The organism is Janthinobacterium sp. SUN137 (assembly GCF_030587265.1).
GTDB lineage: Bacteria > Pseudomonadota > Gammaproteobacteria > Burkholderiales > Burkholderiaceae_D > Janthinobacterium > Janthinobacterium kumbetense.
The window spans coordinates 33,954-52,800 of the sequence record NZ_JAPWHZ010000003.1; the positions used below are offsets into that span (position 1 = coordinate 33,954).

At 51.6% G+C, this 18,847-nt stretch carries 16 protein-coding genes; 1 reads left to right on the forward strand and 15 read right to left on the reverse strand.

Going from position 1 to position 18,847, the window contains the following annotated elements; genetic code table 11:
• Positions 1-189: 189 nt before the first annotated feature.
• From O3298_RS15085 to O3298_RS15110, 6 genes are all read right to left on the reverse strand, one after another.
• Entirely contained in the window at positions 190-1,392 is a 1,203-nt protein-coding gene (locus O3298_RS15085) for a hypothetical protein (RefSeq protein ID WP_305059903.1), read from the reverse strand.
• 11 nt (positions 1,393-1,403) lie between these two features.
• Positions 1,404-1,868 (reverse strand): response regulator, encoded by a 465-nt coding sequence (locus O3298_RS15090; protein WP_305059904.1) that lies wholly within the window; start codon positions 1,866-1,868, stop codon positions 1,404-1,406.
• Positions 1,865-5,182 carry a hypothetical protein gene (locus O3298_RS15095; protein ID WP_305059905.1) on the reverse strand — a complete coding sequence of 1,106 codons (3,318 nt, stop codon included), beginning with the start codon at positions 5,180-5,182 and terminating at the stop codon, positions 1,865-1,867. Before O3298_RS15095 ends, O3298_RS15090 begins: the two co-directional genes overlap by 4 nt.
• Positions 5,183-5,749: 567 nt before the next feature.
• Positions 5,750-6,991 carry a transposase gene (locus O3298_RS15100; protein ID WP_305059906.1) on the reverse strand — a complete coding sequence of 414 codons (1,242 nt, stop codon included), beginning with the start codon at positions 6,989-6,991 and terminating at the stop codon, positions 5,750-5,752.
• Positions 6,992-7,113: 122 nt separating this feature from the next.
• A complete protein-coding gene (locus tag O3298_RS15105) occupies positions 7,114-8,112 on the reverse strand; it encodes a S49 family peptidase (protein WP_305059907.1) in 999 nt (332 codons plus the stop codon).
• A gap of 31 nt (positions 8,113-8,143) precedes the next feature.
• The gene (locus O3298_RS15110) at positions 8,144-8,713 is read right to left on the reverse strand and encodes a hypothetical protein (protein WP_215409458.1); all 570 of its coding nucleotides are present in this window, start codon (positions 8,711-8,713) and stop codon (positions 8,144-8,146) included.
• A gap of 152 nt (positions 8,714-8,865) precedes the next feature.
• Between O3298_RS15110 and O3298_RS15115 the strand changes: the two genes are divergently transcribed.
• Positions 8,866-9,198, forward strand: a complete 333-nt coding sequence (locus tag O3298_RS15115; RefSeq protein WP_305059908.1) for a hypothetical protein — start codon at positions 8,866-8,868, stop codon at positions 9,196-9,198.
• Positions 9,199-9,200: 2 nt separating this feature from the next.
• Here O3298_RS15115 and O3298_RS15120 read toward each other — a convergent pair whose 3' ends face one another.
• Genes O3298_RS15120 through O3298_RS15160 form a run of 9 tightly spaced genes read right to left on the reverse strand, consistent with a single transcriptional unit; the run spans position 9,201 to position 18,840 of the window.
• A complete protein-coding gene (locus tag O3298_RS15120) occupies positions 9,201-12,074 on the reverse strand; it encodes a conjugal transfer protein TraG N-terminal domain-containing protein (protein ID WP_305059909.1) in 2,874 nt (957 codons plus the stop codon).
• 23 nt (positions 12,075-12,097) lie between these two features.
• On the reverse strand, positions 12,098-13,519 hold the full coding sequence (locus O3298_RS15125; RefSeq protein WP_305059910.1) for a conjugal transfer protein TraH: 1,422 nt from the start codon (positions 13,517-13,519) through the stop codon (positions 12,098-12,100).
• A 10-nt stretch (positions 13,520-13,529) separates the two neighbouring features.
• Positions 13,530-14,384, reverse strand: coding sequence for a conjugal transfer protein TraF (traF, locus tag O3298_RS15130; RefSeq protein WP_305059911.1), 855 nt, complete (start codon positions 14,382-14,384; stop codon positions 13,530-13,532).
• Entirely contained in the window at positions 14,381-14,794 is a 414-nt protein-coding gene (locus O3298_RS15135) for a hypothetical protein (protein ID WP_305059912.1), read from the reverse strand. Before O3298_RS15135 ends, traF begins: the two co-directional genes overlap by 4 nt.
• Positions 14,788-16,101, reverse strand: a complete 1,314-nt coding sequence (traN, locus tag O3298_RS15140) for a conjugal transfer protein TraN (protein ID WP_305059913.1) — start codon at positions 16,099-16,101, stop codon at positions 14,788-14,790. The genes O3298_RS15135 and traN overlap by 7 nt, the downstream gene beginning before the upstream one ends.
• A 2-nt stretch (positions 16,102-16,103) precedes the next feature.
• Positions 16,104-16,877 carry a type-F conjugative transfer system pilin assembly protein TrbC gene (gene trbC, locus O3298_RS15145; protein ID WP_305059914.1) on the reverse strand — a complete coding sequence of 258 codons (774 nt, stop codon included), beginning with the start codon at positions 16,875-16,877 and terminating at the stop codon, positions 16,104-16,106.
• Complete coding sequence (locus tag O3298_RS15150; protein ID WP_305059915.1) at positions 16,867-17,874, reverse strand: TraU family protein; 1,008 nt, start codon at positions 17,872-17,874, stop codon at positions 16,867-16,869. Before O3298_RS15150 ends, trbC begins: the two co-directional genes overlap by 11 nt.
• Entirely contained in the window at positions 17,871-18,497 is a 627-nt protein-coding gene (gene traW, locus O3298_RS15155; protein WP_305059916.1) for a type-F conjugative transfer system protein TraW, read from the reverse strand. Before traW ends, O3298_RS15150 begins: the two co-directional genes overlap by 4 nt.
• 10 nt (positions 18,498-18,507) lie before the next feature.
• Positions 18,508-18,840 (reverse strand): hypothetical protein, encoded by a 333-nt coding sequence (locus O3298_RS15160; RefSeq protein WP_305059917.1) that lies wholly within the window; start codon positions 18,838-18,840, stop codon positions 18,508-18,510.
• Positions 18,841-18,847: the final 7 nt, after the last annotated feature.

Below are 18,847 nucleotides of genomic sequence, written 5' to 3' on the forward strand. Positions count from 1 at the left end.
CGTTCAAGACGGTAGTGGCCGGACGCTTACAAGCGTATGAGGTCGAGTCGATTTGCAAAGTCTTGCGTTTACTCAGCCGAAAGTATCTCGGCCGAGGTTTTTCGAACTGACCTTTATTTTCAATCGATTAGCCGAGAATGTAAATATTTAGCCACTTTATTATCTTATTAAAATTATCAACAATAAAATCTAAACAGTTTTAAAATAATTCATGAGAAAATGAAAGGAAGCTCTCGCTGAAATATCGGCTGCATATTGCTGGTGCTCATCAGATTTTTGGGTATCCCCTTTATCGCAAACGGCTTTCAGGCTTATCATTGGAATTTCTGGCAAACAGGATTGAACGGCAGCATATACTCCATAAGTTTCCATATCCAGACCGGTTAGATTTTTATGTTGCCCTGTTTTAATTCGCTCTGTAACTCTTTCGTCTGCTAGTACAGATGATCCAGTGGCCATTGGGCCGATAACCAGTTTAGGAATTGGTAAAGAATGCTTAGACGATAGCGTGGCAAGTGATTGCCAAAATGCACTGTCTTTTTTCAGTAACGTAAGTTGACCACGCAAGGCATCACTAATACTCAACTGATGAGGAGTAATTTGAAAAGTCTCAGCGCCCTTAGAGTCCACGTACTTCCCACTTTGCCAATCCCAAGACACATCGGCAGCAACAACATCGCCTATATCTGTCCTAGTTGGTAGTCCAGCGCAAATTCCTGCCATTACGACAATTTTTGGCCTCATACTCATCAAACATTTTGTAGTGAGAATCGCCGCCTGTACAGGACCCATGCGAGTACAAACCACTGCTATAACATTAAATATAGATCCATTGTTTTCAAACGAGCCTTTTCTCATAAAATGCTGGGCATCCAATGGTTCAAAAGGCTCCCAAGAAAACGGTAACGATTCGACAGCAGAAAACTCTGGGTCCATCAGTGCAGTAATTACTAAAGCATCGCAAGATGCCGTTTTTGATGAAGTGTTACGACTTTGAATGAAGGAAGCAATTTTACCAATACTATGGATAGCGCTGTCATCATTTTCATTGTACGGTAAAATCCCCCATGGCCGGCCGACAAAATATTCCAGTGCATATTGACTTAAATCAGAAGCCGAGCTAAGTGCAACAATATAAGGTGGAATATTTGCAGAAGTCGCGCCTTCGTCCAATTTTTCTAGTAGAGCGATACTGTTGCGTTCATGCCTCTCGCCGCTAAGATTTTTTGGCACAATTATGTCTACGATAAAAAGGTCGTACTTTTCACGTACCAAAAATCGCTCGGCGTCATCTGTGCATAGTGTGACATCTATAGTTGAGAACAAGGAAGTAGACGATTGCAGGAACTCTAACAATTTCCCTTTTTTACTCGGATCATCTTCCAGTAGCAAGACTTTTATCTTCATTTTTTTGAAATAGACTGATGAATTAAATTAATAAAATCTTCTTCCCATTTTGAATAGGCCGAATCAAAATAAACAGCACCAATGTAATTTAATGGGAATTCCTTTCGTAAACGCTTTCGCAATTGATCTAAGTTTAGGGCATCCTCACCATCACCTAAGCTAGGATATGACGTAACAACAATAACTGGCACTGGCAAATCAAATCTATCTAAGTGCTCAAAAACCTCTATCCCGCCAAAGGGTCTAGGCGTACCTCCTCGCTCTTTACGTTCTATATCGAAGGTTGGCAAAGACATATCTGCCACAATCAAATCAGGATAAGTACATTCCAACTTATTGATAGCTGATTTAACCGAATAACAAAAATCAATAGATAAACCACTTATTTCTCTCTCAAGGAGAGTCCTAATGCTCTCTAATTTTGCATCACTATCCTCAACGATTAATATGTTTATCGTCATGAATTGAACTCTTCTGTATTTAATGGGACGTATAAAAGTGAAAACTTCAGATAAAATCTTTCTTTTCCAATGAATCCGAAGCTTATTTCTGCTTTTTCCGACTGATGAACAATCGCAGCAAGTTTAAATAAGCCAGAATGCTTATTTTTTCTTGCGCCATCTGCAACCGTTCTGCGTTGTATTTTAGACCTGATTAAATCCATTTTTTGAATTTTTTCCGGTTTGCGTGCAGACGGAGCAACATCATTTACGATTTCAAAAATTAGCATAGAATTATTAGAATCCATGTCTATGCCAACAGTTATTTCATTGTTAATTTTTTTCCCAGAATGCTGAGCGATATTCCCCATGGCTACATACAGCGCATCAGACACCAAGGCGAACCCACGATTATCCAATTTTATATCAGTACTGATGTTACGCGATACCTTTGGATCGAAACCGGGAACTTGTCCAGCAACGACAGCAACAGCAATATCAATCGTCTTACTAAGGCTATGTGTTTTTGATTCAAGTCGAACCTTTGGAACAGAAATCCAACTGGCAATATCGACCGCACGGCGCTGAAGTTCCTCTGCCGCTCGTTGCACTGCAGAAATCTGCAATAAATCTGCCTTTTGGGACGCAAGCTCTGCCGAGAATTTCTGGAAAGTAACTTTCAAATTTTTCTTACATTCCGCTTCAATATCTTTACTAACAACATCAAGCTTGAATGACAAAAACAACCAAAAAGTATCAATACACTCTCGTGCAAACTGCTGTAGGTCATCGCAGACCTGTGCTGCCACCCGTAACACCGCAAAGAGCACAGGGTGGACATTAAGTTCAAACACGCCACGAGGTTTGGACTTCGATTTCACATTAAAATATTGGTCCCTTAGTAATGCAACGAGCTGATCTATGGATTCGGAAAACCTTGCGTTTGCAGCAAACAGCATTTTTCTCCGCTTCCCATCCAAAGTTAGTGATATCTTGTTTATCGATGGAGACGGTTGATATTTCCCAAGATGTATCGTACCGATCAAATCACATTTTTCCAGATAACCCCGAAGCTCACTAGATATCGTGTTATGTCTTATCCTACGGCCGATAATTATATCTAAACCACTAGCCGGGTCGTACAAAAAACGATGCATAATATTGTTAATCAACTGCACTAATAAGTCATCAGCGTCGTTCTTGGGGATTTGAAATAACCTCGCTGAAGGCGAATCCAAATTTTTTAATATATCAGTTAACGATTCAGATCGACCAATACCAGATTCGACTAACTTCTTATATCTTTGAAAATCAGCCGGATACTCAGCGCAAATATAATCAATTACAGCTTCCTCATCAACGTGTACTTTGCTGTCATCTAAAACAGAAAGACCATCGTCCACCTGTAAGGCGTCGTCCAGCGCTTGTGCCTCTGTCAAATAAGACATTTTCCTATTTGTATGAAGCTCTGCCAGTTGCCTTAATAGCCTAACGCGAGCATAACGTACTGTTTTAGACTCACCCATACCGGGCAATAGTTCAATAGTCGGAATATCGCAAACATGATATCCAAAATACGCTACTTCATCGTGCTCATATTTTAGAGCCAATTTAGGAATTAGTTCATCAACTGTCATGCAACTAAAACTAACCAATAACTCTTCCGTTGAAAATCGTTTGAAGGTTTTAAGCTTACCATCTTGAATTACACGCGACGCGTGCGAAAGCGCAATCGCCAAGTCTAACGAAGGACCAAAAATCCGTATCGAATTCCATCTTTTTCCTACAAATAAATCTCCAAATGGCAACAATGGGAGCAATCGATCATTTATCCTCCCCGCCTTTGCACATACGGAAACACACTCCATCAGCTGATCATTTTTTAGCAATGCATCAGCATAAATCACTATCAACGCGTCTTCAATGTTTCCGTCTTTTTCATCTGCCAAATCTCTAGAGATATAAGAGACTAGATCGTTTAATTTTCCTTCTTTTTGAAATGCATCAACACGCCTAATTTTCCTTATCGATTTTTTTGCCGTATCTGAGTAAGAGTTTTCGTTCGAGAAAATCAAAGCATTATGAAGTTGCGATAAAAAAGGTGTCGAATTTCTATCAGCCTCATTCAGAATTAATAATTCTGGCAAGCTAGGAATTTCTTGAACCTCTCCGATAGCATCGGCTACAGGTAACCAACTCATATTAATGAACGCTTTGGATGCTTCATCCGATTGAAGTTGATCACCTCTCGTAGAGAGTTGAGATGCAACCGCACTTATCGCCTGAAAATCTTCACAATTTGGCCCTGTAGCTTCTTGGTTATCAAAAAGAAGATTTAAGACCTGTACTGCAAGCATCAGGTGTTGTTCAGTTCCACTAGAATTCTTATTGATGCAAATGGATATGGCTGCGATTGCATCACAAAGCTCCACTTGAACCCGTTCTGCCTGATAAATTACTTTTTGAGGAAAAGCTCGCTTTTGCGATAGAATTAAATTTGAAACTTTAACGATCGTAAAAAAAAGATCAATTAATGAATTATTCTGCTCATACGCTAAAACATCCGCAAGCGAAATCGCCCTTGACTCAAGAGACCTATACAATCTGTACTTCAGGTATGTTTTCAAGGATGATGTAAGAATGCTATCATCGATAACCTTCTTTACGTTTGACCGAAACCGAAGCGCACTTTGCGCCGGCTCATTTCGCACTCCGAAGTAATAGAAAAGAAATTTTTGATGCCCAGACCCACCAATCGAAAGAGTCTCAGCAAGCTTCTTTGATTTTTCAATTCCTTCTGACATTTTAGTAACCGCTATAAGACTCTCGATATACCAAAAGGAATGACCGTATATCTTAAGACTTTCAGTGAGTGCGGCGAGTGCCTCTGGAAAATGCCCTTTTCCGATTTCGTCTGCAATTATCTTTGCCTTTTGGGCGAAATGTAGGATGTCATCCTTGCGCCCTTTCAGTCGTTCAATTGAAGCGCTAAGCTCAGTATCCAAGCCTTGAGCAAGTAATTCTTTCGGGAGAATTCCAAGCGAAGAGAGACGAACTCCGATACGATTCGCATCACTATCCAGCACTGGCAATCTAGCTTCTAGCCATGAATTAAATTGACGAAGATCGCTTTGAGAAAGTCCCTTTCGCGCAGTTTCAATTGCCTTGTTTAAGCGACCTGTCGCAACCTGACGCGAAACCCACGCAGGAGTTTTTTCCACTCCGCGGCCCACAGTTTTGGTACCTAAACCATCTTGGCGAAGTATCGATAGTGCACCTCGTGCAAGATTCTTGGCGGTTTGGAGCGTGCTTTGAACGGGCTTCGTTTTGTTCATATTGTGCTAACGGTATGTAATCTACGTAGCATACAAGAGGTGTTGCCATAACGCATAACAAAATTGAGCACCATACACCATACCATGTTGTACTTTTAGGAAAAATCCTCTGTTCAGACGCTATTGCGATTAGGAACATTAAACAACTCGCTCTAAACGTAAGCGTCCGGCCACTACCGTCTTGAACGGGTATTCAATTGGACCGATGATAGCGTCACACCGCTGGGAAGCGGAGTGTTTTTCAGGCAGACGTGATCTGCGTGGCGTAATGCCAAGGAAGGAAGTCGTCGACCCAGTTGACCGGATGCTCGGTGAATCGCCACGAATTCACTAGACACACGAGTCGCTCAAAGCGCGACTTTTCGTAAGGCCGGGAGCAACCTGTTGTTGATGCGGTGGCGTACACGCCGTTCTGCCCCTCCTATCCCTGTTGACATCCTCCCCGCCTAAAGGACGGAGATTTCTACGCGCCGCGCGATGAGTTGCGAAGCGCTTCGGCGGGTTCCTGCTTCTTCGAGCGGCCTGACTGCGCCATCTCTCCACAGGCCAAATTGACATCCTCCCTGCCTAAAGGACAGGGATTTCTACTGCGCGGCGCGATGAGATGCGACTCGCTTCGGAGGGTTCCTGCTTCTTTGAGCGGCCTGACTGCGCCGTCTCTCCACAGGCTAGCAAGCGGTGCCCCCGCTCTAAAACATTTGCGGCTCCAACTACATCGGCGTGATTTGCGTAGCCGCAATTGACGCATAGGAATTTCGCCTGGGTCTGCCGATTGTCTTTTGATACGTGCCTGCAAGCCGGGCAAGTTTGGCTAGTGTGGTGCGGTGGCACGGCAAGCAGCATGCCGCCACTCCATTCCATCTTGTAGTTGAGCTGCCGTCTAAACTCGCCCCATCCCTGGTCGAGAATGGAGCGGTTTAGCGCGGCTTTCTGGCGCACCCTCTTGCCTGGCTGTGCAACCGATCCCTTTGACGATTTGGACATATTCCGTACCTGCAAATCCTCAATGCAGACAAGCGCGTGATGTTGGCTAATTGCTGCTGTAGCCTTGTGCAGAAAGTCTTTCCGGGCATTCGCGATACAGGTGTGAATCCGTTGAACTTTGGCGACTGCCTTTCTCCAATTATTGCTGAATTTGACCTTGCGGCCCATGCGGCGCTGGTACCGTGCCAAGCGCTGCTGGTGTCTCTTGAAGCTGTTCAGCGGCGCTATGAAGCTGCCGTCGCTTAGGGTGGCAAAGCGAGCGATGCCGACATCTATTCCAACTGCACTCGTAGCGATAGGAACCACCGGATCTACTTCGCGCCGGGTTTGTATTGAAATGAACCACTTACCATCAGCCTGGCTTATGGTTGCATTCACAGGTTCACCAACAATGTCCCGGCTCTTGCGGTACCGCAGCCATCCTAATTTGGGGAAACGCAGGCGGCTGTTGGTTTGTTCGATTCTAATTGCCCCTTTTGCTGCCACGCGGAAGGCGTTTCTATCGCCCTTTCGCTTGAATCTCGGAAATTTTGCACGGCCAGCAAAGAAATTCGCGTAAGCTTTCTCTAAGTCCTTCAACACATATTGAAGTGCTGAACGAGGTGCGGCAGCAAGCCAAGGAGTTTCGCAACAGTTGCGCCATGCTGTCAGATATTTCGACATGTCCACATATCCGATGAACTTGTTGCCGGCTGCGTGATTTTCTTTTTGCAGAGCCAAGGCTTTGTTGAAGACGAACCGGCACGAACCAGCGAAGCGGCGCATGGCGCGCTCCTGTTCGCCGGTTGGTCTCAACTCGAACCTGTAGGCTTGATATCTTTCCATGATTCTTCAAGCTTACTCGTGTGAAGGCAGTATCGGCCACAAGAAAGCTAGCCAATTTGCGCCGTATTTTGGCTTGACATGGGTCGCATACCGTACGAAATTGCAGCTCCGCTCTCCCTCCCCTATCTAAGCTTAAACTCCTGCCTCGCGATGATGTCGTCGAACGCAGAAGTGATCGAGGTTGAGATCAGGGTACCCATTTGGCCAAATCCGCCAGGGTGTGGTCCAAAGTTGAATGCAGTCACATCCTTTTGAGCATCCACGAAGTCATCCATCGTGCCGATGGCATCGATCAGGCCGATTTCCTTTGCTTCTAACCCGCTCCAGATTTCCCCGCTGCCGTAGTTGACGTCGTGCCGCAGGACGCGGCCGCGCCGATCCTCAAGTTCGCGCAAAAAGGTTCGCCCTACCCTGTCCACCAAATCCTGCGCCTTGGCTTGCGCGTCCTGGCTAGGCGGCGTGAACGGATTCAAGAATGCCTTCAGGTGACCGGATGCATATACCTGCTGCGAGATTTCCATCCGATCCAGCGCACGCGACAGCTGCCATGGCGCGATGATGGCACCGATCGATCCCACCAGACTGTATTTCCCCGCGATGATCTTGTCGGCGTGCAAGGCAATCATATAGGCAGCCGATGCGCCGACATTGCTGATCGCCGCCACTACTGGTTTCGGGTGCTTTTTCCTGAAAGAGTGAATCGCGTTTCCGATACGCTCGGCCTCGACCGGCGCGCCGCCGGGACTGTCTATCGCCAGAACTATCTGCGTAACGTTGCTGGATTCAAACGCCCGCTTCAGGGCCGGCACGATCTTGTCTGCGGACGCGAGTGAGGTTGCAGCGATCTCGCCTTCGATGTGCACTATGCCTATGACCGGGCCGAAGGGACCTATTTTAAACTGCAACATTTGCATGAAAAAGTACAGGCCGAACAGAAGTGGCATGAGAACGAGCAACGACTTCAGCTCCACGGTGAGGCGGCGAGCAAATTTTCGATCCCGTTCAAGCGCCAGGCGTTCTTCCCTGAATCCCGCGCGTTGTTCGCGTATCTCAGCCAACATCAGTAGTGCGAGATTGGCGGCCTGCAGTTCAGCTTGACTCTTATCGTCCTTGTTTTCCATGGCGTTTCCCTGGGGGGCTAGGCGCTATAAGTTAGCGACAACTGCCCCCCCAACCCAGTACGACAGTTTCCCAGGTCATCTTGTCACCGCACGTTTTTTTTTCTTCTTCTCTCCGGTTTGGCTGTGCACTTCGCATCGGCGCGCCTTCGGCAATCATCGCTTCCGTCGGTTTTGCTTTTTCCATTTCGGCTAATGCGGCGGTGGCTTCTTTGAGCTTTGAGATTGGGCAGCGAACCATAAAACCTTGAGGATAGTCTTCGGTTCCAGCAGGTTGTCGCTGAACTTCTACAGGTTTGCACACTTGGTAACTTACCTTACGGAAATAGCCATCATCGAATGACGTTCCCATCTCCGAATGCAAAAGCAGAGTCTGGTTATTAGTGCATTTTTCCGTGATGAACTTCATTGCTATACGAAAATAGATTTCCGACTCGTCGCGGGTTCCGGCAGGCACAAAGGGTTTCAGCCCTAGTCGGTATGTAGTTAGCGGTGAAAGATCGCAGACACTATCATCTGTCTCACGGTTCGCCAAAGATACCGAGTACGCTACCTCTTGGTGAAGCCCTGAAGCGAGAAAAATAATAAAGATAACTTTTTTCATTTCGAAACCCTCAGTAGTCGATATTAACACTCATGAATATTTGACAATATTCAACAATTAAGTTGATGAAAATAAATTATTGCAACAACCTTGAAAAATATAAAATATTTTGTATTATTATTTAACTATCCCCATCTATTTCGAGGTTGGCGATGAAAACACTGAAGCAATTTTTGGCATGTGGTTTTGCTGGTGCAATTTTCGGATGTATTTTTCTAAGATTTGAAGATTCTTTATTAGGCATAGCAATTGGCTCTTCTATGGGCGTTATATTTATATGGATACTTTATATCATAGCTTTTTTGTTGGTTTTTGTTGGGAAAAGAATTTTTAATGACTGGGTATTTGTTTTTCCTGTTGGAGTTAGTGGATGGCATGGTTTTTTGTTCCTTCGTGACAGTAATTCTAAAACAAGAATTTTTAAGATCGATATGGACGAGAATTGTGGCATCGAGGTAACGAAAAATATTGCAGAAGGAAAGTGAAATTATTTTTTTAAAATATCCCTTACTTTTTCTTTTGCTTGATCGCTTAACTCTTTGAGACGTTCCGCTATAAGATCAGGATCTTCTTTAACTTGTTCATTTGCCTTAAGAAAAAGAGACTTTTTGGATGAAATATGTCCGGAAGGATTTTCTGTAACCCCTGTATCATTTTTTTCTCTTTGTCGCGCCTGCTCTATTTCCTTATCGGCTTTCTCCCATTTTTTGTTTAGTTCCGAATGCAGGTTAGAAGACGATGTTTCAACGCTATTTATTACTGTCCCATTCCTCTTCCCCCTGTGTGTTGGCTTTAGCGATGCGCCATGATCTGTTGTCCCTTTTTCAGAATCTCTTGAATTTTCTTGACGTACATGTGCCATATTATTCTGGTGTTGTTTGTCAATGTCCGGATGAAGTGACGGATCACCCTTTATTTCTTCGTAATTTTCCTTGATGGATTGGAAGGAGTGAGGAAAATTACTTGTCGCAGTTGGTAATATCGGTGTTTTTGCGATACTACCTAGATACGAATCAATTATTGTTCTGGCTGCAGCACTTGTTTTGTTATTCGATAAGAGGGATTCAAAAAATTGACTATTTTGAGGGTCTTTGGATAGATCGAAATGAAACGACTCGCCGCGCGAGTATGCGGCCGACAGGCTGGCTGCATATTCCGTTTGTTCACGCAGCGTCGCCTCCGCCCGGATTGATTTGGCGGTCGATTTGGTGATGCGTGCCGCATTTTCTGTTGCGCTCCTCCTATCTGTCGTAACGGTGGTTAGTAAGCTGGTATTGTTTGTCACCGCATCTGCCCACTCCTTGAACTTTGAAACGTCATCAGTTTTCAAGTGGCTGTTAATGTCTGAAATCTTTTTATCTATTCCGGCGGAATAGTTCTTGCTACCTTCGGCAGAGATGCCAAGTTTTGTGCCTGGAATAATACCGAGCGCCGGAGTGCCAACACTCAAAGCGGCTTCTGCACCAAAAGCGACATTTGCGACCTGTTGTTCGGTGGCACCTATGGCCTTGGCAATTGAACTTGCAATTTGTCGAAGCTCATTAGTGCGTGTACCAAAACTTTCAGTGTTTGCGTGGGTTGTACCATTTGACTTAATGTCCGCCGCGGTAGTTCCGACCGATTGCACCAGGGCAGTGGATAAAGCTGTGGCTCTCTCTCTGGAGGCAACGACGGCGTCTGATTTTGCTGCTGCCAGTAACCGTGTCGCCGTGGCGACATGGTTTTCCGTAACCTTGCCCTCGACCGACCGAGAGACTGGTCCTTCATTAGACAATGCCTTAACCGCAGTCAGCCCAGACAACACATTGGTGGTGAAGCTATTTCCTGAAAGATCGTTTTGCCGATTCCTGAAGAACGGTGACGAGCGGACAGGCGTCAAGGTTTTCTGATCCATGGCGATATTGCCCATGGATACATTCCCTGTTGCGGCCGAATTGGTGGCGGTGGTCACATTTCCTTGCAGCAGTCGCGTGCCATCGATGAGCGCGGTGCCAAAGTTCTCCATGCGCTTGAGAGCGGCCCAGGCAATGAAAGGAATACTCAGTGTCATGTAACCGACGACTGCTTCGCCGGAAATCGCTGTGGAAAAAATGTCTGATGACGTTGTCAGCGACAGGGCGTTGACCCCGTTGCCAACATCAGCGGCTGCGGCGAGGTCGCGCATTGCATACATGGTTGCGGCGTAGTTAAGGATGGCATACAACGGCGGCCAAAGCTGGATCCAGATAAGCACAGACGCATAGTTCTTGAAGCCGGCCACGGTATCTTTGCCGTTAGCCAACATAAGGAGCAGGATCATCAGCGGGAACATTGCGTATGCCACCACTTCGACCACGTTGCGGATTACAGGCAGTGCCTGTTCGGCTACTTTTCCAGCGTTGATCCATGCCGCATTGGTCTGTGCCACCGCCTGCGCGCGGCCGATAGCCAGCATCATGGTGGCCGGATCGTTGACCTTTTGGCTCGCCAGAAGGCTGGTGTCGTTCACCGCATTGATGAGTGCGTTTTGGCGGATGATATCGGCTGCTGTGGCCGAGGCGTCCGCGATCCTTGCTTTGATATAAGCCTGCTGAACCTGGTCTGCGATCAGCGCTGCTGCGACCGGTCCGGGTAGCGTCGGATTCATTCGGAATGCCAGTGTGCCCTGGATACGCTGTACTTCGGCAGGCATCTTTGCCGATAGCTTGGTATATGCTTGCGGACAGGGAAGCAACTCCGCCGTGCCGGCCGCATTCGTGACGCCGGTAAACCTGGCAGGATTGGGATCACCCATGAGCGACCAAACGTTACCAGAGGTCGCAAATGCTTCCGGTGACAGGTAGCCCGAGGCCAGATCGTACATCGTGCACTGGTGCAGAAAATTAATCAAATCGTTCCTGAAGTACGGACTTTGGAACACGACCTTGGACGTTTCGCGCACCAGCCGGCTGCCAAACATGAGTCCATTGTTCTGATAGCTCAGCTTATCCGGCATGCCGGCCGGCCCCGGGATCACCTGCATGGCCGCCTCTTCGAGTTCTGTCAGGCTGTTGCCGACCGTACTGGTCAGCGAGGCCAGCACCGCCAGGCCGAACGGTACGTTGTTAACGAAGACTTCGGCCGAACCTCCTGTCTTGTCGACGATGCCGACGGTCACCTTCGGCACTACGAGTACTGAAAATACCAGGACGACCGAGGCGAGCCACTTCCAGCCCACCATCTTTTCCGGAGCGAAAGCATAGCCGACAAGGGCAGACACGAAGCCACACACGACGGTGATGCCAAGCGCATTGCGGTAGGTATTGGCGCCGACCATGGCAGCAACCGCGTTCATGAGTCCGTACAAACTATCCGAGTTTTGATAAGCAAAAATTTCCCACATGATTTCTCCTCGTTTTCCGGTCATCAGCGCATGTAGGCTGCCCGGCGACCTAACATATCAAGCACATGCTGCGGAATATTGGCGCGAATATGCCGTTCCAGGTGTTCCAGGTCGTTGGACACCTCCGTGAGGGAGTTCACCTTCTGGTACACGAGGGTCTTTTCGCGGGACAGCTGGGCCAACATGTCACTGGTTCGCCGGCGGATGACCTTGGAGCGCTCTATTTGATCTTTGTTCAAATTAAAATCTTTCTCCAGAGCTTGCATCCCCAACCGCAGGTTCTTCTCCAGAAACATGTAGGCGTAATCTGCGGCAATCACATTCCGATAGGTGGCAATCAGCTGCTCATTGGCTGTGGCAGAAGGAAACGATGCGCCGATCGACAGCATGCGGTAGACAGGCTCACTGGTCTGGTTCACAAAACCGACCTCCGGCGACATGTTGGGAATCGGCGTGCGCGTCTCGATTTTGTAGGCGATCGAGCGCATCAGCTTTTCGACCTTGACTGTAAACGGGGTGTGGACGTACTCGGGGTCGATGGTGACCTGGTCGCAGTTGGTGTAGTTGTTGCAGCGCAGGACCGTTTGGTGGACGTTGCCGCCCCCCGCATCCGACTGGCCATAGAGCAGCTGGGAGATCGATGTGAAGGTCGGTGCGATCGGATTCGGGTCTCGTCCTTCCGAATAGAAAATAACGGTCCCGACCATGCTCATGATCATTTCCCGCTCCTTGTCGTCCAGGTAGTTGCCGGCGAGCTTAAGCGATTCCCAGGTGAGGTTGCCGACAAACGGGGCCTTGTTTTTGACCAGGGGATCGGAAGATTTGCGCGCCGTATCGAGAATGGAACCTTTGTCGGATTTGCAGCGGACGGCTGCGGCGGCATAGTCCGATTCGAGGCCCAGCGAGACGGCGATGTCCTCGCAGGCCTTGCTGGAGCTGAACCCCGTGGCTTCGGCGGCCGACGAGACCAGGGATTTGGCGGTGTTGCAGGAATTGATTTGCGCATTCGTCATCATGGACTCGAGGTTTTTGGTCCACTTGGTGATACCGCCGAGCATCGGGGACACCGATTCAAGCGCGAGCTGAAACGCTACACCTGGCAGCGCGGAAGTGACGTTCTTGAGCATGTTCTTGAATTCGGCCGCTGAAATGTAGGAGAACGAGCCGCCGAAAAGATCGATGCCACCGCAGCCGGCTTTGGCCGTGGGGTACTCGATGGCAATGAGTTGGTATGTCTTGCTCGGCGCGCGCAGCATCAGGCTGCCACCGCTATAGGTGTTGTAGACCTGGCCACGGAAGGCGCCTGGCGCCGAGTAGTTGCCGATGGCGCCAAGGTCGTTAAACATCTTGTTAACCTCGGCATTCAGGTCGCCGGCCAAGGCCAGATGGCTATAAAGGGTACTGGTGGACAGGGATAGTGCGATGATGAGTTTGCGCATAGGCATGATGAGCTCCTTAACGAGATGAGTAATTGGTTGTCAGCGGCGCTTCGACGGCTTCTGCGGCGCGCGGCCGCAGGGCGTCGATCCGTTCCACCAGCTGGCCTTCCGACAGCACACCAAAACCGACCGGCATGATCTTGCCGGTGATGGGTTGTGCCAAAAACAGCGCCGGAACTTGCTTGACGTTGAGCGTGGCAGCGGTACCGTTGTCGGTGCGGGCATTGGTAAAACCCGGCACCGCGCCGCCATCCAGGCTGACTGGCAGCACCTGGATACGGTACTTCGTGGAGAACGCCCGCAATACCGGCCCATAGGCATGGCAGTACGGGCAATCGCCACGGAAGAAGAACATCAGGATGTGGTCGCTCCCGATGTTGGCGAGGGCGGAAGATCTCTCCTGCATTTGTACCTGTTCAAATACCTCCAGCGCCTGGGCATTCACGGGGCGGCCCTGCGTGGTGGGGTCCAGGTCCGGATTTGCCCACGCCACTTTCTGCGACAGGTCAGCGAACAGCGAGGCATTCCTGAGGACCTTCGATTCGAGTTCCATGTAGCGGCGCACATTGGAGATAGTTGGATGCATGACGGCGACGGCCTTGAGCTGTTCCAGCTGGACCTGCAGCTCGCGCAGCGCCTTGACTTCAGGCGGTGGCTGCGGCGTGGTGGGTTTTGGTAGCGCGACTGGCGCAGGCGTTACTACTTCCTTCTGCGGTTCGTGCACTGCCGGGTCGTCATAGAAATGCCAGCCGCGCCGCACATCGGCTTGCGCGCCAGCAGCGCGGCCTATTGCAGGGACACTGGCGGGAACCTGGGCATGTACTGCTCCACAGGCGACCAGCACTGCCAGACAGTAGGGACACCTTCTCATGGCGTTTTCTCCAGGCGCAGATCGGCGGGCGGCTGGCCATTGCGGCAGTAATTGATGCCGATATCGATCGTTTGCTTGTTTGGTGCCTGCCCTGCCGCGAGCCTGACGCCTTCCTGCCAAAAGCGGACGTTGAGCCGGCGGCAGCCGTCCTGGGCGTAGCGGGCCAGTGTCTTGACCTCCATGAAGAGTGCGGAGGTGGCAGAAAAGCGCCGGGTGATCGCGTCCGCCAGTTCTCCTGTCAACATGCCGGCTGCACGGCCGTCGGGTGCATCGATGGCCGCCAACATCAGTACTTTCGGATCGTTCACCGCCACGCGTGGTGTGGCTTCCGGGGCCGCACTGGCTGCGGCGCCGAGCATGGCGGAGCAAAGGGCAAGAGAAACTTTGTACGTCGTGGTTCGATTCAGCATTTCCCCCTCCCCAGATAACAGCTTGGCGCGCGCTGGCCGGCAGCGTCCTTGATTGTCGCCACGTTGGGCAGCGTCGGCACGATCGAGGCATAGAACTCGGTCAGATCCAGTTTTGCGAAGTCGATGCTTTGCAACTGCGCCACGCTAAAGCCGGAACAGGCAGGATTTTTTGGTGCTCCCCAGCCGATGCCGAGCTGCGCCCTCCCCTGTTCGTTGATCATCCTGGCCAGGCGCGAGTTAAAACAGCATTTAGAGGTCGTGTGCTCGATGCACGCCACGCATTTCCCTAATACCCGGATGCAGGAGCTGCACCAGGTGCCGATGGTGTGGCACAGCTGGGCGCCCTCCTTCATCGCCAGCTTGCCCTCGCCCGCGTTGCAGGACATCAGCGAGACCGCGATATACATCACCGCAGTCATCGCCAGGCTCCAGGGATTGAACGCGATCGCCAGGTGTTCGGTAGTGGCCAGCGTGACCGATCCCGCCGGCAGCGCCGTGCCATTGACGGCCACCGTCACACCAAACGTCGTATAACTGCCGATAAAACCGCCACTCGTCAGCAGCGCCTTGGCGCCTTGCGTAATGAACTCGCGGTTGCCACTGTTCATCAGGATGTCGAATACCAGGCGCGAGCCGATGCCAAACAGGGACTGGTTAGTAAAGTGGGCGCCGGCGCCATCGGTATAGCAGCAGTTTTTGAGGAGCCGGTTGCGGCAGGTATTACCCTCGCCATTGAACAAGGTCATGGTCTTCGGATCGAGATAGACGCCGGCCTCGCGCACGGCCTCCATGTAGGTCATGACCTGCGCAAAATCGACGTCATTCGTATAACTCGTACTGAAGCATTGCGTACCGAGACAGAACGTTTTTGGCGCACAAGTAGCGCCAGCGGGGCAGCCGGTGGTGTACGCGGCCAGCGCCGTCTCGGCACTCAAGGGATCGCGGGCGATGGCTTGCGCAGCGGCGATAGTCGGATCGGTGGCCAGCACGGGCGGGCGCGGCGTGTTGGCCGAGTTCAGGGCACCCACTTGCGCCGCGCAGGCCGGGTCGCCGGGTGTCAGGGCGCAGGCCGCCAGATGCGCATTGGCATCGTTTTTAAGGTCACTCTTGCCGTGGTAGACGGTTTCGGGAGGCGTCAGCGTATAGCCGGGCACGTGGGCAGTGGCGCTCTGGGTGGTGACGCTGGCCCGGGCCGCCTGGTTAGCCACCGTGGCGCCGGCCAGATCCTCGTTGACTTGCGCCAGGACAATGGCAGGCTGCATGCTGCTCAAGCAGCAGGCGGTCGTCAGGGAGATCAGGCGGCGCATGGCTATTTCCCCATCTTGTCCAGGAAGCGGCCGGCGCTGTCGGCAAAGCGCGGTGCGCGTTGCTGGATGGTTTTAAGCGCGTATTCAAGCGAGACGTCGCCGGCGACGCGGACATACGCATCCGGTGCGAAACAACTCCCTGCCCCGCAGGCCTGGGCGGGTGCGCCGGCACTGAGTAAAACGAAGGTCGGTGCCTGGCGTACGGCAAAGCGGTCAAATGCCTGCGGATCGATTTGCCATGCCACCTTCCGCTCGCCCATGATTTTTTGGACATGCACCACGGTTTTGACCAGTGATCCGTCGTCCAGGCCCCGTAGTAACAGGGTCGCCTGCAGCTGTGCGGCTTGCATTGCCAGCTTGTGCAGCGCCGCTTCCGGCATGGCGAAGGTCACAAAGACCAGCAGCCGGTCGCCATTCAACGCGGCAAGCGCGATTGGGTTAGATGCCGCTTCGTAGCCTTTGGCAATGGCGCCCAGATCGACGGGTGGCGTTGAGCGAGGCTGGGGCAAGGCGTCGATCCGCATCCGTGGCGTAGTGGGAGTGGGCCCCGGTGGCGGGTCTTGCGGCATGGGATGGGTGCGAATGGCGCGCGCGATATCCTGCTCGGTGATGACCGGCTGCAGCTTTTTGGCGCGTTCGATGTCCGCTTCAGTGATCGTTGGTATCGCCTGCGCCGCCACTGCCTGGGCCAGGAACAGTACGCCTAGCCCTGCCAAGGCACGCAGCGCAGCGGGCCTGGCGCCCGCAAGGCGCACTTGAATTGGATTAGTAGCCAACACAGCAGTTCCTTTTACGAAATAACATAAACGCAAAATCTTCGCCTTTCACGGGGTATTCCTTGCCCGCTCCCCAGGCGATGGTGGTGCGGCCAAAAGGCTGGCAGCATTTGCCCAGTTCCTTGTCGGTGGCCGGAATCGGATACGTCAGCTGGGATTTGTAGGCCGTCTTGTCCATTTCCGGCAGGAAGTACGGACCGCACAGCCCTTTCTGGCCATGCATGCCCCATGTCAGCAGCTCGCGGTGCATCTTGGCGGTGAGGCGCTGCATCATCAGTTCGGCGGTGCGCACCCCTCCCACGTGGTAGGCCGCGTGACCATCGAGCGGGAAAAGACCGCCTTGACAGCCGGCGCACCAGAACAGTTCCGGGCGGCCAAATCCCGCCGTGGCGGCAACGCAGTCCGCAGCACAGGCGGCGACCGCCCCCGGGTTGGCGAAGAGGACTGTTTCCGGATTGATGATCAGCGTCAGCTCGTCGTCGCCCCAAAGAGGATCGACCTCGGTCATGTACGCGATATCGAAGGAGCCGGCCTCCAGGCAGGGGAAATCGGCGACCGCCTTGAGCCAGTACATGACCGGATTGACATAAAAATGCGCCTGGTAAAAGGCGTCCTGGGCACCGCCTGCGTCCGTGGCCCGGGCGGCTTCCGGCGCAGGGATGCCCGGATTGAGATCGATGCCACCCAGGGACACCAGGCAGAACGGTTTGCGCACCACTTCCACGTGACGCACGGGTTCCCAAAAGCCGATGGACAGGCCGATCACCGGATTGACTTTGCACGAACAAATCGGACTGGACGGATTGGCGGTGTCTTCCTGGCCACCCAGGTTGCCCAGGGTGACGCTGCCCAAGGAGATCGGCAGGATGCATGACCAGCAGATATCCGTGATCGGGTTCGGAAAGGCGCCAGTGCAGGTACCTGCCGGTGCCCCCTGGGCATGGCCTGCCCCGATGAGGAGCAGGATCAAACCGATGGTGTGTTTTAGTAGGCTCATCTGGCCACCACGATTTCGTCGATGCGCAGGCGCATGCCTTCCTGGTACACCAATGCGGGGACATGCCGGATGCCAAAGCGCCCTACTAATCTGCCCTGCTGATCGAAGTAAATGCGCGTTTTCCACTGTTTCATCAGCTCCAGATACGAACCGCCGACGAGTACCGGCTTGATCCGCGCACCATCGCGCTGGAGCAGGCTGCGCGCCATCCTTGCCTGTGCAGGATCGCGCGCGTCAAAAAACAGCAACTTTTTCGACATGGATGTGATCGCGAGCGGGTTGGTACGGGTGCCTGCGGGGAACAGGACGTGACCTTGTGCGTCGAGGATGTTCTTGTCGAGCACATAGGTGGGATCAACATAGACGGTTCGTGGTGCCTTCGCCGGCGTCAAACCTGCCACCGGCGCCGGGTTGGCCACAGCCGCCCTTCCTTTGGCGACTGCCTGTTCCTGCAACTTGTGAAGCTGGCCGCTCTTTTCCAGCGCACGCAGGCGCTGGGCAATCATGTCGAGCAAGTTTTGCTCAGCAATCGAATACGTCGGCCCGATCGCGGCCAGCTCCTCCGCCTTGGCGGAGGCGCCGATGAGGCCACTGGCCAGCAACAGGACCACCGTGGTACGCACGATCCGCCTTTTAGTGGCAAGAAATGGACGCACCCAGATCGCGCATCTTGACGCGATCGCTGTCCTTCGCCGCCGCAATCATCTGCGCCACCAGGGGATCGCGAGGTGTGCCGAAAAACGCCTGCTTGAGTTCCTGAAGGCTGAGCAGACGCTGACATTTATCCGCATACGCAAGCAGATAATGTTGCGCCGCTGAATGCAGCGTCGGGGAAACGGCGTCGAGCACAAATAAGTAACTCGACATGGAGTCTTTGTGAGGAGGCTCGGCGGCGGGAGCCCATCCAGGAATGGACAGCACCACTACGGTAGTCAGGGAAGTGAGGGTTGATTTCATTGAAAGCATGATTTAC